The 15,320-nt window shown below is 65.3% G+C and carries 15 protein-coding genes; 10 read left to right on the forward strand and 5 right to left on the reverse strand.

The window, feature by feature from the left end; genetic code table 11:
- From NHF53_RS11460 to NHF53_RS11475, 4 genes are all read left to right on the forward strand, one after another.
- On the forward strand, positions 1–463 hold a 463-nt coding region (locus NHF53_RS11460), incomplete at its 5' end, for a hypothetical protein (protein ID WP_252834278.1).
- Complete coding sequence (gene pbpC, locus NHF53_RS11465) at positions 463–2,550, forward strand: penicillin-binding protein 1C (protein WP_252834279.1); 2,088 nt, start codon at positions 463–465, stop codon at positions 2,548–2,550. The genes NHF53_RS11460 and pbpC, both read left to right, overlap by 1 nt.
- Before the next feature lie 217 nt (positions 2,551–2,767).
- Positions 2,768–3,961: an HlyD family secretion protein gene (locus tag NHF53_RS11470; protein ID WP_252834280.1), complete on the forward strand. Its 1,194-nt coding sequence runs from the start codon at positions 2,768–2,770 to the stop codon at positions 3,959–3,961.
- Between the two features lie 3 nt (positions 3,962–3,964).
- Positions 3,965–5,938 (forward strand): glycosyltransferase, encoded by a 1,974-nt coding sequence (locus tag NHF53_RS11475; protein WP_252834281.1) that lies wholly within the window; start codon positions 3,965–3,967, stop codon positions 5,936–5,938.
- A 9-nt stretch (positions 5,939–5,947) separates the two neighbouring features.
- Here the strand turns inward: NHF53_RS11475 and NHF53_RS11480 are convergent, their stop codons facing one another.
- Positions 5,948–7,033 carry a cache domain-containing protein gene (locus NHF53_RS11480; protein ID WP_252834282.1) on the reverse strand — a complete coding sequence of 362 codons (1,086 nt, stop codon included), beginning with the start codon at positions 7,031–7,033 and terminating at the stop codon, positions 5,948–5,950.
- Positions 7,034–7,227: 194 nt separating this feature from the next.
- Here NHF53_RS11480 and pncA point away from each other — a divergent pair, with 194 nt between their 5' ends.
- The 3 genes from pncA to panB all read left to right on the forward strand — a co-directional run bounded on the left by pncA (position 7,228) and on the right by panB (position 9,643).
- Positions 7,228–7,854, forward strand: a complete 627-nt coding sequence (pncA, locus tag NHF53_RS11485) for a bifunctional nicotinamidase/pyrazinamidase (protein ID WP_252834968.1) — start codon at positions 7,228–7,230, stop codon at positions 7,852–7,854.
- Between the two features lie 87 nt (positions 7,855–7,941).
- Entirely contained in the window at positions 7,942–8,814 is an 873-nt protein-coding gene (gene panC / locus NHF53_RS11490; protein WP_252834283.1) for a pantoate--beta-alanine ligase, read from the forward strand.
- A 1-nt stretch (position 8,815) separates the two neighbouring features.
- Complete coding sequence (gene panB, locus NHF53_RS11495) at positions 8,816–9,643, forward strand: 3-methyl-2-oxobutanoate hydroxymethyltransferase (protein ID WP_252834284.1); 828 nt, start codon at positions 8,816–8,818, stop codon at positions 9,641–9,643.
- Between the two features lie 30 nt (positions 9,644–9,673).
- On the opposite strand, the gene NHF53_RS11500 is transcribed toward panB, so the two are convergent.
- A complete protein-coding gene (locus NHF53_RS11500) occupies positions 9,674–9,922 on the reverse strand; it encodes a DUF2164 domain-containing protein (RefSeq protein ID WP_114361467.1) in 249 nt (82 codons plus the stop codon).
- A 136-nt stretch (positions 9,923–10,058) separates the two neighbouring features.
- Here NHF53_RS11500 and NHF53_RS11505 point away from each other — a divergent pair, with 136 nt between their 5' ends.
- Positions 10,059–10,778 carry an AzlC family ABC transporter permease gene (locus NHF53_RS11505; protein ID WP_252834285.1) on the forward strand — a complete coding sequence of 240 codons (720 nt, stop codon included), beginning with the start codon at positions 10,059–10,061 and terminating at the stop codon, positions 10,776–10,778.
- Complete coding sequence (locus NHF53_RS11510) at positions 10,775–11,086, forward strand: AzlD family protein (RefSeq protein ID WP_252834286.1); 312 nt, start codon at positions 10,775–10,777, stop codon at positions 11,084–11,086. The genes NHF53_RS11505 and NHF53_RS11510 overlap by 4 nt, the downstream gene beginning before the upstream one ends.
- Here NHF53_RS11510 and NHF53_RS11515 read toward each other — a convergent pair.
- Positions 11,076–12,911, reverse strand: a complete 1,836-nt coding sequence (locus tag NHF53_RS11515) for an aminopeptidase P family protein (protein WP_252834287.1) — start codon at positions 12,909–12,911, stop codon at positions 11,076–11,078. The two genes, NHF53_RS11510 and NHF53_RS11515, sit on opposite strands and share 11 nt — an antisense overlap.
- 290 nt (positions 12,912–13,201) lie before the next feature.
- On the opposite strand from NHF53_RS11515, the gene NHF53_RS11520 reads away from it, so the two are divergent.
- The gene (locus NHF53_RS11520) at positions 13,202–13,375 is read left to right on the forward strand and encodes a hypothetical protein (protein ID WP_170141776.1); all 174 of its coding nucleotides are present in this window, start codon (positions 13,202–13,204) and stop codon (positions 13,373–13,375) included.
- A gap of 217 nt (positions 13,376–13,592) precedes the next feature.
- On the opposite strand, the gene NHF53_RS11525 is transcribed toward NHF53_RS11520, so the two are convergent.
- Positions 13,593–14,468 carry a 50S ribosomal protein L11 methyltransferase gene (locus NHF53_RS11525; protein WP_252834288.1) on the reverse strand — a complete coding sequence of 292 codons (876 nt, stop codon included), beginning with the start codon at positions 14,466–14,468 and terminating at the stop codon, positions 13,593–13,595.
- A 122-nt stretch (positions 14,469–14,590) separates the two neighbouring features.
- Positions 14,591–15,190, reverse strand: coding sequence for an SCO family protein (locus tag NHF53_RS11530; protein WP_252834289.1), 600 nt, complete (start codon positions 15,188–15,190; stop codon positions 14,591–14,593).
- Between the last annotated feature and the right edge of the window lie 130 nt (positions 15,191–15,320).

The raw sequence follows: 15,320 nt of genomic DNA on the forward strand, positions 1-15,320 counted from the left end.
GGAAGCGCCCCCGGCCGGCGGCGAGGGCTTCACCATCGAGCGTACCTACTACACGCTCGACGGCGAGGAGGCGAACGTCACCGAAGCGCAGCAGAACGAGCGCTACGTCGTCGTGCTGTCGGTCACCGAAGCCGACAGCTGGCCCTCGCAGATCCTTATTAGCGACCTGCTGCCGGCAGGCTTTGAGATCGACAATCCAAGCCTCGTCGACAGCGCACAGCTCGAAAACTTCGACTGGATCGGCGAAACCGAGCCGGCGCATCTCGAATTCCGCAACGACCGTTTCGTGGCGGCGATCGACCGGCCTGCCGACAATGACGAGGAAATCACCCTCGCCTATGTCGTGCGCGCCGTGACGCCGGGCACCTACGCCCATCCGGCGGCGCAGGTCGAGGACATGTACCGGCCGGAATACTCCGCGCGGACCGCGACCGGCCGCATGGAGGTCAAGGCGGCACCCTGATGCCCGGCTGGAAGAAAATCTCCGCGGCCGCCGGCCTCGCCGTCCTCATGACGGCGGGTGCCCTTTGGGGGCTCGACGCCCTCGACGCGGCATATCCGCCGCCGATTGCGGCGGACGACGCCGTATCGGCGGGACTTCTGGATGCAGACGGGCAACTGCTCCGGGCCTTCGCCACCCCCGAAGGGCGTTGGCGGCTGAAGACGACGAGCACCGACGTCGATCCGCGCTTCGTCGAGATGCTGATCGCCTACGAGGATCGCCGGTACTACGACCATCCGGGCGTCGACGTCGTCGCCCTCGCGCGCGCCGCGCTGCAGTTTGTCTCGAACGGCCGCATCGTCTCGGGCGGTTCGACGCTGTCGATGCAGGTCGCCCGCCTCATGGAGCCGCGCCGTGAGCGCTCCTTTTCGGCAAAGTTCCTGCAGATCCTGCGGGCACTGCAGATCGAGCGACGGTTGTCGAAACAGCAGATCCTCGATCTCTACCTCACCCATGCCCCCTACGGCGGAAACCTCGAGGGCGTGCGCGCGGCAAGCCTCGCCTATTTCGGCAAGGAGCCGAAGCGTCTGACGGTCGCCGAGGCGGCGCTGCTGGTGGCGCTGCCGCAGCTTCCCGAACTGCGCCGGCCCGACCGAAACCCGGCCGCCGCTCAGGCCGCGCGCCAGCGCGTCCTCGAACGCATGCAGGCCTACGGCATGATGGAGGCGCGCGAGGTTGCCCGCGCCAACCTCGCACCCGTACCGCAAGAGCGGCTGGCACTGCCCGCCCTTGCCGCTCATCTCGCGGAAGCGGCGCGGCGCGATGACCCGCAGGCCCGCATCCATCACTCGACACTCCGGAAATCCGTGCAGGCAGAACTGGAAGCCGTCGCCGGTCAAGCGGCCGTCGACCTGCCGGCACGGACCTCGCTCGCCATGCTGATGGCCGATGCCACGACCGGCGAAATCGTCGCGGAGGTGGGCTCCGCCGACTATTTCGATGCCGCCCGTTCCGGCTGGATCGACATGACGCGCGCGGAGCGTTCGCCCGGCTCGACCCTCAAGCCCTTCATCTACGGTCTCGCCTTCGAGCAGGGCCTGATTGCGCAAGAGACGATCATCGAGGACCGTCCAGCCGATTTCTTCGGTTACCGGCCGCGCAACTTCGACATGACCTACCAGGGCGACGTCAGCATCCGCCAGGCGCTCCAGCTGTCGCTCAACGTCCCGGCTGTCCGCCTGCTCGACGCCGTCGGCGCGGCCGAACTGCTGTCCCGGCTGCGCCGGACCGGTGTTCGTCTGGCGCTGCCGACCGGCGAGGCGCCGGGATTGGCGATCGCGCTCGGCGGTGCCGGCGTGACGTTGAAGGATCTCGTCCAGGCCTATGCGGCGCTGGCCAATCGCGGCTCGCCGATCCGCCTCGGCGACGGGGTGCGCGACACTGCCGAAACGATCATCGACGGCGCGCCGCTGATGGAGCCGGTCGCCGCCTGGAACGTCACGGATATCCTGCGCGGCGTCCTGCCACCACTCGGCAGCCGTCCGCTCGGCATCGCCTACAAGACCGGCACCAGCTACGGCTACCGCGACGCCTGGTCCGTCGGCTACGACGGACGTTACGTGCTGGGAGTCTGGGTGGGACGGCCGGACAATGCCGCCGTTCCCGGCATCACCGGCTACGGTTCGGCCGCACCGATCCTCTTCCAGGCTTTTGCCAAATCCGGTGTGGGTGGCACACCGCTGCCCTCCCCGCCGCCCGGCGCTGAACGGATCGCGCAGGCCGATCTGCCGCCCGCCCTCCGACGCTATTCGATGGGCGCCAACGGCCTGCTCGCGACATCCTCGCGGGAGAAGGCGCCACGCATCGTCTACCCGCCGGAAGGCGCCCACGTCGAACTCGGAGCCGGCCCCGACGGCAAGCCGCTTCCCCTCGTCGTCAAGCTGCAGGCCGGCCGCGCGCCCTTCCGCTGGCTTGCGAACGGCGTCCCGCTGGGCGACCGCTCGCGCAGGCGCACGGCGGAATGGACGCCGGAGGGCGTCGGCTTCTCGACGCTGACCGTCATCGACGCCGCCGGACGGGCAGCGAGCGTCGGCGTCTTTCTCCACTGAAAACGGCCGTTCGCCGCGGTTGTAACGGAATGGCACGCGATCTCCTCGTCGAGGCCACCTCAAGCTCCTGTTCATTGGGAGAAGATGGCGCCATCCCGTTAACCTGATTCAACTTTTGCGGTTAACAACCGCTCTTTCCAGCTGCAGCGCTCCCCGTTTGCCGCTATCTTGAATGGCCGACCAGACAGTCCTCAACACGGAATACGGGAGGCGGCGGATGAGACTTGCACAGCTGACAATCGGGGTCCTTCTGGTCGGACTTGCGCTGTTCGTGATCATCGGCGAACATTTGGCCGGTGCCAGCGCGGATGCGGTCATCAATGCCAGGCTGACCACGGCGAGAGCGCCGATCGCCGGTCTGCTGACCTTCGACGCGCCGGTCCTCGGAGCAAGGTTGCGCGCCGGCCAGACGCTCGGCTTCATCGACGACGATCTCGCCAACAATTCCCGCCTCTCCGACCTCGCCGACGAAAGGGCGAGGGCCGAGGCCGAGCGCGCGCGGCTCGAAGGCGCACTCGGCGCGGTTCGCGAGGCGATCGCCAAGCTGCAAGAGCGCGCCAACGTCTATCAACGCGAGCGGCAGGAACAGATGAAGGCGGAGCTTGCCGCGTCGAAGGCCGCCGAAGAGGCGTGGCAGGCGCAGATCCATCTCTACCAACATATGCTGGACCGGGCGAGCAAGCTCACCACGACCGGGGCCGAGAGGATGAGCGAGCTCGAACAGGCCGAATCCCGCCTGCAGGTCGCCGAGCGCGAGCTCGAAAGGGCGCAGGCGGAAACCGCCGCCGCACAGGTTGGTCTCAACGCCGGAGGGCGCGGCGTCTTCCTCGGCGACGGCTACAATGACGCGCCCTATTCCGAGCAGCGGATCAGTGAACTGCGCTGGCAGGAATCGGAACTGACGACCGCCCTCACCGCTCAGATCGCCATCCTTGCGGCACAGCGCGAGCGCCTGAATGCAGAGCGCCTGCGCTTTACCCGGACCTCCCACGCCACCCTCTCCGCCAATGTCAACGGCATCCTCTGGACGCTGATGACGACCGGTGGCGAGCGGATCGGGCAAGGACAGGAGCTGTTCCAACTGGTGGACTGCGATTCCACCATGGTGACGCTGAGTGTGAGCGAAAGCACCTACAACACCCTGCAGCACGGCCAGGCCGCCCAGTTTCGCCCGACAGGAGAAACACGCGTCTTCGATGCCACGATCATCCGTCTCGCGGGTTCGGGTGCGGAGAGTGTCTACCGAAATCTCGCCGTCGCCGCGAGCCCGCGGCATCTCGAGCGATTCGATGTCACCCTTTCCGTTCCCGGCCTCCTCGGCGACGACAAGCTGCGCTGCGCGATCGGTCGCACCGGCCGGGCCTTCTTCGAGGCACGGCCGCTCGACTGGCTGCGGCGGCTCTGGCGGTAGCCCATGCTCGAGCTGCATCCGACGGAGCTGCAATCGGCTTACGCAGTGGTCGCGATCGTCTTCGGCATCACCCTCGTCGCCCCTTTCGTGTTGCGCCGGGAGACCGTCTCCCACCGGGCTCTGATCTTTGCCGTCGCCATCATCCTTTCGGCCCGCTACATCGTCTGGCGCGCGACCGAGACGCTCGCCCCCTTCGGGGCGACCTGGGATTGCGTAGTCACCTGGAGCTTCTTCCTGATCGAGGCCGCCGCCCTCGCCTCCTCCTTCAGCGCCTTCGTCATCCTGATGCGCCGCAAGAACCGATCGCCTGAAGCGACGGCGGCCCGCAACTGGTGGCACCCCGCCCCTCCTCCCAAGGTCGTTGTGCTGATTGCCACCTATAACGAAGAAGAGGAGGTGCTCGCCCGGACGATCGCCGGCGCCAAGGCACTCGACCACCCGCACACCGCGGTCTACGTCCTCGATGATGGCCGGCGCGATTGGCTGGCGGACTATTGCCGCGAACAGGCGGTGAACTATCTCCGCCGACCGGACAACAAGGGCTCGAAGGCCGGCAATCTCAATCATGCGATCGCCTGGCTCACCGAGCGTGGCGAGGTCCCTGACTTCGTCGCCGTCCTCGACGCGGACTTTGTTCCGCATCGCAATTTTCTGAGCCGCTCCCTTGCGCTGTTTCATCGCCACAACGTCGGGCTCGTCCAGACACCACAGCACTTCTTCAATCCGGACCCGATCCAGCACAATCTCGGGCTGAGCCGCTCCTATCCCGATGAACAGCGCTTCTTCTTCGATCACCTGCAGCCGAGCCGCGACGCCTGGGACATCGCCTTCTGCTGCGGCACCTCCTCCGTCGTCCGCTGGACGGCACTCGTCGATGTCGGCGGTTTCCCGACCGAGAGCGTGACGGAGGATTTCCTGATGACACTGGTGCTGGAGGCCAAGGGCTGGCACACCGCCTACCTCAACGAGGCGCTGACGGAAGGCCTCGCGCCGGAGGGCCTCAAGGAATACGTCACGCAGCGGGCCCGCTGGTGCCTCGGCCTGATGCAGATCGTCCGCAGCGACTATGGCCCGTTCTCGTTGCGCAAGCCTCTACGCCTGCGCGACCGCTGGAGCGTCCTCGACAGCCTGCTCTACTGGGTGACGACCTACCCCTTCCGTCTCGCCGCCTTCGTCTATCCCCTGCTCTACTGGTATTTCGGCACGATCGCCGTCTATGCCTCGGTGCCGGAAATCCTCTCGCATTTCGGCGCTTACTACGTCTGGACGCTCTTTGCCCTGAACTTCATCTCGCGCGGCCTCGTCATCCCGATCGTCAACGACGTCAGCCAGTTGCTCGGCGCGATCCCGATCATCCGCGCGACCTGGACCGGCCTCATCCGACCTAGGAACCGCAGTTTCAAGGTGACGGCGAAGGGCGGAGATCGCAGCCAGTTCGTCGTGCAGTGGCGCATGATGGCGCCGTTCCTCATTCTCGCGGCGCTGACGCTCCTCGGCCTCGTCATAGGCCTCCTCTCCGACCGCTTCGTCTTCAACGACGCCGGAGAAGGCAAATCCATCGTACTCTTCTGGAGCCTCTACAACCTGATGACGCTTGCCGTGACGATGACGGTCTGCGTGGAGATGCCCCGCGTCGAAAGCCATCTCGACGACCGGCCGCAACGGGTGCGGATGCGCCTCGACGACGGGCTGCACCGCGTCTGGCTGACCGACCTCACCCAGCAATCGGCTCGTGTGCGCGGCTTGGTTCTGGCGGAGGGTTCGCCTGTCGAAGTCGCCGTAAGGGATGTCGGGGATGTCTCGGGCTACGTCATCGAGACGACGTCCGACGGTGGCCTGATCTCGCTCGATACCACCGACCGGCAGTACGAAGCACTGCTCCGTCGCCTCTACGCCGAGGGATCGGCGCCGGGTGTCACACGGACCCGGATCGGCGCGATCCTGCACGATCTCGTCTTCGGTTCTCACGCGCGGTAGACGTCGGGCTCAGTGCCGGTGCAGCCGGGTCTGGAGGCGTACGATCGCCGCCGTGATCATCTGCAATTCACGTGTGCGATTGGTGTCCGGCGGATAGATCTCGGCACCATCGGCGATCTTGCTTGCGATCCGCGCCAGCACACCGAACGGACGGATGAAGGACTCCACGAAGATCATCGTCAGCAAGAGCAACATCAATCCGAAACTCGCGAGGTAGAAGATCATGCCCCGGGAAAGCCGCTCAGCCGACACCGCCGCCACGTCTGCCGGAATGCTCGCAACGAGGCTCCACCCGAGCGAGGGAAGATCGCGGTAGGAAATGCTGGGAACCGATGCGCTGAAATAGAGCCGGCCGTCCGGCCAGCGTTCGAGACTGATGGCCGGCGCTCCTGTTTGCGCCGCCCGAACACTGGGGAGATCAGGCATTTCCTCGACGTCTCCACCCGTCGCCACGATGATATTGCCCTTGGAATCGATGAGCAGAACCTCGATATCCAGCGCCCTTGCAACGTCCCGCAACTGCCCAGCGGCCCACGACCGATCGAGATGAGCAGAAAGCACGCCGCGAACCTGACCGTCGGCGTTGCGGACAGGTGCAGCCAACAGCACGAACGATGGCAGCCTTCCATGCCCTCGCGGCAGTTGAAGGGCTTGCGGCCCGTCCTGCGCCGTAGGTTTCGTAACGCCGGTCTCGAACCACGACGTCGTGGACACGTCCTCGCCGAGCAAGACGTTATTGTAAGATGCCTGAATTGTTCCATCGAGACCGGCATAACCCGCCCACGAAAGCCGCCTCCCCTCGCCCACCAGCATCTGCAGCTTCTGGTGGATCGTCTCGGGGTCGTCCGTGGCCACATCCTGCGCCATGGCCTTGACGGTCGACCACTCCTCGTGCAGGAGATGGGCAAGCGCTGTCTGAACACCTGTTGCGCGGATGCCGATCTCCGTCGCAATGGTCTCGCGTCCATAGGTTTCGAGGCGCTCGCGCATCAGCAGGAACAGCAAGAGGCCGGCGACGACGACACTGGCCGCCACGAAACCAAACGTGACGGCGGTGAGCGACGGTGCCTTCCGGTGTAGTCTCCGTATCGACATCTGCGTTGTTTCCTCGCCTCCCGTTCAACCACCGGAAGCATAGCGCCAGCGGTCCATGGCGCAATAGATGCGATCGAAATCCCTTTCGGTCTCAGTCATTTGTCGCCAGTTTCCCGCAGAAGGACACGCTTTCACCCTTGATCCCGGACGAAGCGGTCGCCATCCTGCCCGGTGAACGCAAGAGAGGAACCACGATGGCCCGAGCCCTGCTGCTGATCGATATCCAGAACGGCTTCTGCCCCGGCGGAAACCTGCCGGTCGCCGGCGGCGACGAAATCGTACCGGTTGCCAACGCCCTGATGGCGAGCGGCAAATACGACCTCGTGGTCGCCTCGCAGGACTGGCATCCACCGGGCCACGGCAGCTTCGCCTCCTCCCATCCCGGCAAATCGCCCTTCGAGATGGGCGAACTCTCCGGCAAGCCGCAGATGCTCTGGCCGGACCATTGCGTGCAAGGGACGCAGGACGCCGCCTTCCATCCGGACCTCGACGTGGGCCGCATTGACCATGTACAGCGGAAGGGTCAGAACCCGGCCGTCGACAGCTATTCCGCCTTCCGCGACAATGACCGTGCGGCGCTGACCGGGCTTACGGACTACCTGAAGGCAAAGGACGTCAGAGAGGTCGACATCTGCGGCCTTGCAACCGACTATTGCGTGAAGTTCTCGGCGATCGATGCCGTGGAAATGCTGCCCGGCGTGAAGGTCCGCTTCGTCGAGGATGCGAGCCGCGGCATCGACCCGGAAGGCGTCAAGACGGCGATCGCCGAGATGCGGGAAAAGGGTGTCGAGATCGTCCGCAGCGCCGACATACTCCTATAGCCGAAGGGCTGCACCCGATTTCATCAATTGCCTTTTTTTCACGCGCGCGCTAGTGAGCCTTCGCAAGTGCGAAAAGGAGGAGGCCGGATGGAAACGGTCAGCACCATCGAGGAGTTGCGCCTGCGCCTGGCACCGCTCAGAAGGGCGGGAAAGACAGTCGGCTTCGTGCCGACCATGGGCTACCTCCATGACGGGCATATGACGCTTGTGGCAAATTCCAGGGCCGGGAACGACGTGACGGTGGTCTCCATCTTCGTCAACCCGCTGCAGTTCGGCGCCAGCGAGGACCTCGACAAGTATCCCCGCGACCTTGCGCGCGACAGCGCGCTGCTCGAAGCCGCCGGCGTTGATTTCCTCTTTGCCCCGGCCGTCGCGGACATGTATCCGCGGCCGATGGAAACGGTGGTCGACGTGCCGAAGCTCGGATCGGAGCTTGAAGGTGCGGCCCGCCCCGGCCATTTCGCCGGCGTCGCCACTGTCGTCACCAAACTCTTCAACATCGTTCAGCCGGACACCGCCTATTTCGGCGAGAAGGACTACCAGCAGGTCGCGGTCATCCGCCGCATGGTCGAGGACCTCGCCCAGCCGGTGCGGATCGTTCCGGTCCCGACCGTGCGCGAGGCGGACGGCCTCGCCTGCTCGTCGCGCAACGTCTATCTCTCGGCGGAGGAGCGCCGTGCGGCCGTGATCGTGCCGCGGACCCTCGACGAAGCCGGCCGCCTGATCCGTGAGGGTGTCCGTAACCCGGCCGAACTCGAAGCCAAGCTCGACGCCTTCATCCGCGGCGAGCCGCTCGCGATACCGGAAGTCGTCGCCGTGCGCCACCCGGTCACGCTGGCGCGGCTTGAAACCATCGAGGACGCCGCACTGATCCTGCTCTATGTGCACATCGGCAGGACAAAGCTGCTCGACAACCGCGTGATCGACATCGCATCCGAAAACGGCATGGAGGCCGCCTGACATGAGCACCCCGCCCCGCCAGAAGCGGCTGACCCCGAATGACATCACGGCACTCAAGGGCCAGCGTCCGGTCGTTTCGCTCACCGCCTACACGACGCCGATGGCGCGCCTGTTCGACCCGCATTGCGACTTGCTGCTCGTCGGCGACAGCCTCGGCATGGTGCTCTACGGTCTCGACACCACGGTCGGCGTCACCGTCGAGATGATGATCGCCCATGGCCAGGCCGTCATGCGCGGCGTCAACCGCGCCTGCGTCATCGTCGACCTGCCCTTCGGCTCCTATCAAGAATCGAAGGAACAGGCCTTCCGCACCGCCGCCCGCATCATGAAGGAAACCGGCTGCGACGGCGTCAAGCTCGAAGGCGGCGAGGAAATGGCGGAAACCGTCGCCTTCCTCGTATCCCGCGGCGTACCGGTCTTCGGCCATGTCGGGCTGATGCCGCAGCAGGTCAACACCTCGGGCGGCTACCGCTCCAAGGGCCACACCGACAAGGAAGCTGACAAGATCCGCAGGGATGCCCGCGCCATCGACGAAGCCGGCGCCTTCGCCATGGTGATCGAGGGAACGGTCGAGCCGCTGGCCCGGGAGATTACCGGGGCGGTATCGGCCGCGACGATCGGCATCGGCGCATCGCCCGCCTGTGATGGCCAGGTGCTCGTGTCGGACGACATGCTCGGCCTGTTCAACGATTTCAGGCCGCGCTTCGTCAAGCATTTCGCCGAACTGGCCGACGTCATCTCCAGGGCGGCCGAGGACTATGCGACGGAGGTCCGCGCGCGGACATTTCCGGGACCTGAGCATACCTTTCAGGTTCGCCCGAAGAAGTAGGACCGGAGGCACGATCTGGCCCGGCGCCTTTCAGTCGCCGGGCGTCTTCTCGAGCTGGTAGATTGCGTCGTTGATGACGTCCACCTGGTTCACGATCACCGACTGCGCGTCGTAAAGTCCGCGATTGTAGAAATGGGCGCCGATCTCCTTGGCGAAAAAGGTCAGGATCGCCTCGGCCTCGAAGCGCCCGACGTCGAGGTCGAATTCGGAGAGGAAATAGTCCCTCACCCGCGCGACGATCGCCGCCTGATCGTCATTGGAGAAATCGAGTTTCGGCATCCGCCTGCTCCTTGGGAGAGGATCGCTATCGCCGGAACCTGCCACGACCGGTAAGGCGAATCAATCGATCCATCAGGCAAATTCAATTGTCCGGCAGGCGCCTCGCCTCTATCTGTTCGGCAAAAGGAAGCCTTCCATGAAATCCGACCTTTTCGACGGCCTGCGCGGCAGTTCGCCGATCCTGATCTCGACAATTCCCTTTGCCGCGCTCTACGGAGCCGTCGCCGTCGCCAACGGGCAAACGGTCGCCGAAGCGACCCTGATGAGCGCGATCGTCTTTGCCGGGGCGAGCCAGCTCGTCGGCATCGAGCTCTTTGGCCACGACGTGCCGATGTGGGTGATCGTGCTGTCGATCTTCGCCGTCAACTTCCGCCACATCCTCTATTCGGCGGCGATCGCGCCCTTCATCCGGCATTTTTCGCCGCTCCAGAAGGCGCTCTCCTTCTTCTTGCTGACCGATCCGCAATTCGCCGAGACGCTGACGCGCGGCGAGACCGGACGGTCCGTCTCGTTCGCCTGGTATTTCGGCTTCGCCGCGACGATCTATGTCGGCTGGGTGGCGACGACGACGGTGGGCGCCTACTTCGGCAGCATGATCGGCGATCCGGCGGCGATCGGCATCGACGTGCTGCTGCCGATCTATTTCATGGGGCTCGTCCTCGGCTTCCGCCGCCGGGCGAACTTCCTGCCGGTGGTCGCCGTCAGCGCCGCCGTCTCCATCATCGCCTACCGCATGGTCGGCACGCCATGGCATGTCAGCATCGGCGCGCTCGCCGGCGTGGCGCTCGCCGCACTGCTGCCGCCGAAGGCTGCAACGCCGCTGCCGGCACCGGCCAGCGCGGAGGCCGGCGAATGAGCGAGTTCCTCACCCCCTACATGACGCTCCTGATCGTCGCCGCCGCGGTCGCGACCTACCTCACCCGCATCGGCGGCTATCTGCTGATCGCGCGGCTGAAGACCGTGCCGCCGCGCCTGGAGGCAGCACTCAGCGCCGTGCCGGCGGCGGTGCTGACGACGCTCGTCGCGCCCGCCTTCTTTGCCGGCGGCACCGACGTCAAGGTCGCCATGGCGGTCGCCCTTGCCGTCGGTCTGCGGTTCTCCGCCATCCCGCTCCTCGTTTCCGGATGGGTCGCGGTGATGGCGATGCGCTATTTCATCGGCTGAACGGCTCGGTCACCCGTTCGAGCCAGGCCCGCGTCTCTTCATCCGAGATGAGCGGCATCAGCTCCTCGCGCGTGCGGCGATGATAGGCATCGAGCCAGTCGAGCTCCTCCGCCGTCAGGAGGTCGGTGACGACGAGGTACTTGTCGATCGGCACATAGGTCAGCGTCTCGAAGCCGAGCATCGGCATGTCGCCGCCCTCGACCGGCTCGGCGTCACGCACATAGACAAGATTTTCGATGCGGATACCGAAGGCGCCGGGGCGATAGTAGCCGGGCTCGTTCGAGAGGATCATGCCCGGCAGCAGTTCCTGCGTCGAAAGTCTTGCAATGCGCTGCGGCCCCTCATGAACCGAAAGATAGGAGCCGACGCCGTGGCCGGTTCCATGGGCGAAATCCGCCCCCGCCTTCCAGAGCGCGATGCGCGCAAGGGGATCGAGGTCGCAGCCGCGCGTCCCCTTCGGGAACCGTGCCGCGCTGATCGCGATCATGCCCTTGAGGGCCAGCGTAAAGAAGCGCTTCTTCTCGTCCGACACCGGCCCGACGGCGACGGTGCGGGTGATGTCGGTCGTGCCGTTCACATATTGCGCGCCGGAATCGATGAGGAAAAGTTCGCCGGAATCGATCGTCCGGTCGGTCTCGGTCGTCACCCGGTAGTGCATGATCGCTGCATGGTCGCCGGTGCCGGAAATCGTGTCGAAGGAAATGTCCTTGAGCGGGTTCTGCATGCGCTCGCCGACGCGCCGACGCGCCTCTTCGAGCGCCTGGATCGCACCGATCTCCGTCACCGTGCCCGGCCGCTGGCGGTCGAACCAGGAAAGGAACTCAACGACGGCGACACCGTCCTGGACATGGGCGACGGCCGAGCCGTTGAGTTCGACCGTGTTCTTGACGGCGCGCGGGATCTTCGCCGGGTCGTTGCCCTCCACCACCGTGCCGCCGTGATCGCGGATCAGTTCCGAGAGCGCGAACGGCGTCAGGTCGGGATCGACGAGGATGCGGGCACCGGAGGCGGCGAGCGCCTGCAGCCGCGGCGAAAGCTCCAGCGGCTCGACCTGCGTGCACAGCCCGGCGAGATAGGTTTCCGCCTCGAGCCCCGTCTTGCGCTTGTCGAGGAAGAGCACGGCATGTCCGTTCGCCTCGATGATCGCGCGGGCCAGCGGATGCGGCGTATGCGGCACGTCGCTGCCGCGGATGTTGAAGATCCAGGCGACCGATGAGGGATCGGTGACGAGTGCGGCGGACAGGTCCTTCTCCCCGAGCTCCCGGGCAATGCGGGCGATCTTCTCCTCGGCCGGAACACCGGAATAGGACTGCGACTGGATCGAGACGGCGCCGAGCGGCTCGGCCGGCCGCTCCGTCCAAAGGGCATCCAGCGGGTTCTCCCTGAGCAGCACCAGCGCACCGTCCTTCTCCGCGAGCGCCTTCTCCAGCCGCCGGACTTCCGCGCCGGTGTGCAGCCACGGATCGATGCCGAGGCGGAACCTCTTCGGCGCGCGGGCCGCGATCCACTTGTGCGGCGGCTCGCCGACGAGATCCCCGCCCTTGAATACGGAAGGATCGACCTGTTCGGCAAGCTGCGTCACATAGCGGCCGTCGACGAAGACGATCGCCTCCGCCATGGTGACGAGCACCTGCCCCGCCGATCCTGTGAAGCCCGTCAGCCAGGCGAGCCGCTCGGCGGATTCGGGAACATACTCGCCCTGATACTCGTCGGCACGCGGCACCAGGAAGCCGTCGATGCCGAGCGCGGCAAACCGCGCCCGTAGCGCCTCGACACGCGCGCGACCGAACTGTGGAGTGGACTTCACCTCGAAGGACTGGAACATGGCGGACTCGCTCTGACTGATGACTGATTTGCCTTATAGCAAGAGCCGAGCCCGGTTCATCAGGTTTTCTCGGATCGGCGAACGCGGGACAAAGCAGCGTCAGCCGACATCAGCGGCAGCCTGCCTCGTTTTTGTTCAGAACAGCAGGGGCAGTGCCCAAGCGGCGAGCGATCCATGCGCAAGACGCATAACACCCATGAGGGATTACCCTCTGCCGCCCCGCGCCGGAGTCACTATATTCAACTCATCGAACGGGCGGGATCGCCGCCCGGCACGAAAGGAACACGAAGATGGCAAGCTCCTTCCTTCGCAGGGCGTATCAGCGGATCATCGAAGCGCGCGAGCGTCAGGCCAGCCGTTATGTCAACGACGCGCTGCTGTCTCTGGACGACAAGACGCTGGAAACCATCGGCACCAGCCGCGCGGAACTCCGCCGCAAGCGGGCGACAGGCTCCGTATTCTGATTGAACGCCGCGCAGGCCCCTCCTCCTCCCAGGTCTGCGCCGGTGCCGGAATACGCGACACGCATGGGCTTCTCCTCCTCCCAGGCCCATGCATCGATCAGTCGATCTGATCGGAAAGGCGGCATCCCCGGATGCCGCCTTTCGTATTTCGGGACCTGCCTTGAGCTATGCGTCAGAAGCAATACTGCAATGCAGCAGAACTTCGACCCCACCCGCCTCAGCCGCGCAGGTGGATCGTCACCCAGCCGTTGCGCCAGATCGTGCGGACGTGCTTCAGCCCGGCGCCGTTATAGGCGGCGATCACCTTCCACCGCTGGCTCGCGAGAATCCCCGACAGGATGACCGAACCGCCGCTCGAAAGGTTGGCGACCAGTTGCGGCGCCATCTTCATCAGCGGTCGTGCAAGAATGTTGGCGATGATCAGGTCGAACGGGCCGTATTTGCTGAAAGCCGTGGAGTGAAAGCCGGGAGCGACCCGGAACTCGATGCCGGCGGCAATGCCGTTTCGGCGGGCGTTTTCCTTGGCGACCCGGACCGCGATCGGATCGATGTCGGTCGCAAGCACCGGGATCGGCAGCAGGCGTCGCACGGCAATCGCCAGAACGCCGCTTCCCGTCCCTAGGTCGAGCGCATTGCGGGGGCGCTCCGCCCGCGTAACGTCGGCGATCATTTCGAGGCATCCCGCCGTCGTGCCGTGATGGCCGGTCCCGAAGGCCTGGCCGGCGTCGATCTCGATGGCGAGGTCGTTGACCTGGACCTTGTCGCGGTCATGCGAGCCGTGGACGAGGAAGCGCCCGGCGCGGACCGGCGTCAGTCCTTCGAGCGACTTGGCGATCCAGTCGATGTCGGGGATGACTTCGCGCTCGATCTCGAGCGACGAAAAATCTTCGGCGAGCATTTCTCGAAGGCGTTCGTGGACCTCCGCCTCCTCCTCCGCCATCAGGTAGATCGAGGCTTCCCAGACGTCGTTCTTCTCGTCGACCTCGGTGGTCGCGATCGCGTAATCCTCCTCGCCGAAGAAGTTGGTCATCAGCTCGAGGATGTCGTTCGCCACTTTTTCGGTGACGGTTACGTAGAGGCGGATTTCACTCACGACGGGCCTTCCTGGTCATGGAAACGGGCAGGACCACCGGCCCTGCCCTCTGTCGTCGTCTCCGGTACAACGCCCGGCCGCCGCTGGCAACCTGGGAGATGCCAGCGAGGCCGGCGTCGGCATCAGCCGTTCTTGAGATTTTCGAGCTTCTGCACCGCCACGTCCGGGTTCTCGCCGTAGGAGATGGTGCCCTTGAACCGGCCCCCGGCGTCGAGCAGAAAGACGGACGCCGTATGATCCATGGTGTAGTCGCCGTTCGGGTCGTTCTCGTCGAGCGGAATCTTCTTGGCGTAGACGCGGAAGCCCTTGACGACCTCGGCCACCTTCTCCGGCGGGCCGCCGATGCCGATCACGCGCTTGGTGACGTTGGAAATGTAGTCGTTGAGCATTTCGGGCGAATCCCGCTCCGGATCGACGGTCACGAAATAGGCCTGCAGCCGGGTGCCGTCCGGATCGACCTTCTCCAGCCATCCGTTGAGCTCGAAGAGCGTCGTCGGGCAGATTTCCGGGCAATGGGTGAAACCGAAGAAGAGCGCCGTCGGCTTGCCGCGGAAGGCCTGTTCGGTGATGGGCTTGCCGGTCTGGTCGATGAGCTGGAACGGCACGCCGAACGGCGCTTCCGCGATCTGCTCCTTCGACTGTGTGACCTGGAAGGTCAGCCATCCGAGCAGCCCGGCGAAAACCAGAACGCCCCCCCAGAGAATGATCCGCAGCGTCTTCATCTATCCCTGTCCTGTTTCTATCGGGCCGAACGCACGGGAGTCGTTCCGCCGCACTTCATGTCCCGCTGATACAACCCGGCGGCGGCCGGCGCAATTCAATAGGCGGTTATCCGGGAAAAGCGCGCGGATT

This window comes from Ciceribacter sp. RN22 (assembly GCF_024054295.1).
Classification (GTDB): Bacteria; Pseudomonadota; Alphaproteobacteria; order Rhizobiales; family Rhizobiaceae; genus Allorhizobium; species Allorhizobium lividum.